Raw genomic sequence first — 2,140 nt, 5'->3', positions numbered from 1 at the left:
CCCCCCTTTCCCCACCAGACAAAACCGTACCGAACAGCCCCCTCACTCCCGCAACTGCCGCGCCATATAAAGCGCATGCAGCCTGATCGGGATAATGACCAGCAACCCGATCAGGACAACAGTGCCGCCCGCGCCGGCCATGACCCCCTGTGCAAAGGGGGTCATGGCGCCACTACCCCCAGCACCCCTAGCGCCTGGCGCACCTGTGCGGGTGCGGGCGCGGCGGTGGCCATGGTTCTGTGCCGCGCACCCACGCTATCCAGCAGCGCACGGAAGGCCGCGACAATGGTGCCCAGCGCGTTCAGGGCGGTGCTGGCGCTGGACAGGTCGGGGCCGGGAACCCTGCCGCTTACGCCCGTAATCGCGGCGTTCAGGTCGTTTTCAACCCCGCCCAGCGCGGACAGGATGCTGTCCACCCGGCTTTTCCAGTTCGTGTCATCATACGAAATGGCCAGCGTGGACCCGGCGGCGGTGCAGAAGCTGTCCAGCGCGGCGGACAGGATGGTATCGGCGGCCGTAATGACCCCGACACCCGCAGCGCCAATGCCGCTGGCCACCGCCCCGATGCCCAGCACGGTCGAGACCGCGTTCAGCCCGGCCTGGGCGTAATCCCTGATCTCGGCCACGTTGAGCGTAAGGGTGGTGACATTGCCGGATTTCGTAACCTGGCAGGCTGCCAGCAGGCCAGCCGCCAGCATGCCGCCCCCGGCGCGCAGCACGCACCGGCGGGAGATGTTCGGGTCCATCGGTATTCTCCGTTTATGTGGCAGGGGACAGCGGGCGTTTATGCCGGGGGTTCGGCCCTGCCCTTTCTGTTCAGCACCGTAATGCCTGCGGCACTTACGGCCTGTTTGGCGGCGGGCTTGTCGGCCACGGGCACGCGCACGCCGCTCTGGCCGGGCTTGAAGTGGTTCTCCGCCCAGCCGATGTTCAGCCCGATGGTGCTCACGACCTGATAGGCCACGGCCCACCTGCTGCCCGCATGCGGCGGCGGAATCAGCGCGGACACCGCTGCACAGGCAAGGACGAAGACGGCGGCGTACAGCGTGTACTGTTCCGGCACTTCATTGAGCAGCAGCAGGACAACCGCCCCGATGCCACCGCATTTCGCGGCTGTATCCATGTCATGCCCCTATGGCCTGCTGGAACAGGGCGACGTGTCGCGCATCCGCCGCCCCTGCCCCAAGGTTGGAATTGTAGGTGCCCTTCCACATCCGGCACATGGCCGCGGCATCCGTGGCCGCGGGCAGTGGTTCGGGCGCGCGGTAGTATTTCAGCCGGGCCATGGCGCAGGCGTAAGGCAGGTTGCCCGCAAGCTGCGCCAGCCGCGCGGGCCAGTGCGCCGCAAGGTCAAGCACCGCCCCACGCAGCAGCGATAACCGCACATCCGGCAGGAAAGTGGCCCATATGTCATCATGCGTGGCCGGTTCCATCTGCCACAGCCCCAGCGCCGGGCCGTGGATCTGGCGCGTATATGCCAGCCCGCTTTCCACCAGCGCCGTGCCCGCCAGCAGGTTGACCGCCGCATCGCCGCCAAGCCCGATATGGGCCAGCGCCGGGGCGATGATCCCGCGCTTGAGCTGCGCCAGGCACAGGCCGCTCATGGCCCGTACCCCAGCGCGCGCCGGCACAGCGACCATGCGGCATCCCCCACCTGCCCCCAGCCCAGCAGGCCGGTGGCCAGCACGATGAACGTCATGCTCATCCATGATGTCAGCTTCAGCCCGCCCTCAATGCGTGAGAGCCTGCCCGATATTTCGGCATCACGCGCGCTGGCGGTGCCGGTCATGTCATCCACATGCTGCATGATCTCACGGCGGGTCTGCGCCGCCGTGTCGGCCACGGTGCGTGTCAGATCCCGCCTGAGGTCGGAAAACTGCTGCGAAAGCGTGGTCAGGCCCTCACGCAGGTTGTCGTGCCCGCCCTCCACCTTCGCCAGCCGTTCGCGCACCCGCGCCAGGTCCTCCACCGTGGCGCAGCGGGCGGATGGCATCCGTGGCGCGGCGGGGCGCGTCATGTCTTCATTCATCTGTTTCCTCGACAATAAAAAAACCGCCCCGGGGGGCGGCTGGACAGGCGTGGCGGGCGGGAATGGGTCAGGCCGCCGGGGTGGCGGGCGTGGTGGCGGGTGTGTAGATGC

The 2,140-nt window shown here is 67.8% G+C and carries 5 protein-coding genes; all 5 read right to left on the bottom strand.

The window, feature by feature from the left end; all coding sequences use genetic code 11:
• Positions 1-42: 42 nt before the first annotated feature.
• Genes DY926_RS18045 through DY926_RS16400 form a run of 5 tightly spaced genes read right to left on the bottom strand, consistent with a single transcriptional unit; the run spans position 43 to position 2,029 of the window.
• Positions 43-165 (bottom strand): hypothetical protein, encoded by a 123-nt coding sequence (locus DY926_RS18045; RefSeq protein ID WP_274541815.1) that lies wholly within the window; start codon positions 163-165, stop codon positions 43-45.
• A complete protein-coding gene (locus tag DY926_RS16415; RefSeq protein ID WP_116704329.1) occupies positions 162-746 on the bottom strand; it encodes a hypothetical protein in 585 nt (194 codons plus the stop codon). The genes DY926_RS18045 and DY926_RS16415 overlap by 4 nt, the downstream gene beginning before the upstream one ends.
• 38 nt (positions 747-784) lie before the next feature.
• Positions 785-1,123, bottom strand: coding sequence for a hypothetical protein (locus tag DY926_RS16410; protein WP_116704328.1), 339 nt, complete (start codon positions 1,121-1,123; stop codon positions 785-787).
• A 1-nt stretch (position 1,124) separates the two neighbouring features.
• A complete protein-coding gene (locus tag DY926_RS16405; protein WP_116704327.1) occupies positions 1,125-1,604 on the bottom strand; it encodes a hypothetical protein in 480 nt (159 codons plus the stop codon).
• Positions 1,601-2,029: a hypothetical protein gene (locus DY926_RS16400; RefSeq protein ID WP_116704326.1), complete on the bottom strand. Its 429-nt coding sequence runs from the start codon at positions 2,027-2,029 to the stop codon at positions 1,601-1,603. The genes DY926_RS16405 and DY926_RS16400 overlap by 4 nt, the downstream gene beginning before the upstream one ends.
• Positions 2,030-2,140: the final 111 nt, after the last annotated feature.

Source organism: Komagataeibacter melaceti (assembly GCF_003403295.1).
GTDB lineage: Bacteria > Pseudomonadota > Alphaproteobacteria > Acetobacterales > Acetobacteraceae > Komagataeibacter > Komagataeibacter melaceti.
This window is presented reverse-complemented; position numbering and strand designations above follow the sequence as displayed.

Bases quoted from the DNA above. Each gene is read 5' to 3' on its own strand.
- DY926_RS16415 (WP_116704329.1), bottom strand. From the start codon at position 746: ATGGACCCGAACATCTCCCGCCGGTGCGTGCTGCGCGCCGGGGGCGGC.
- DY926_RS16410 (WP_116704328.1), bottom strand. From the start codon at position 1,123: ATGGATACAGCCGCGAAATGCGGTGGCATCGGGGCGGTTGTCCTGCTG.
- DY926_RS16400 (WP_116704326.1), bottom strand. From the start codon at position 2,029: ATGAATGAAGACATGACGCGCCCCGCCGCGCCACGGATGCCATCCGCC.
- DY926_RS16405 (WP_116704327.1), bottom strand. From the start codon at position 1,604: ATGAGCGGCCTGTGCCTGGCGCAGCTCAAGCGCGGGATCATCGCCCCG.
- DY926_RS18045 (WP_274541815.1), bottom strand. From the start codon at position 165: ATGACCCCCTTTGCACAGGGGGTCATGGCCGGCGCGGGCGGCACTGTT.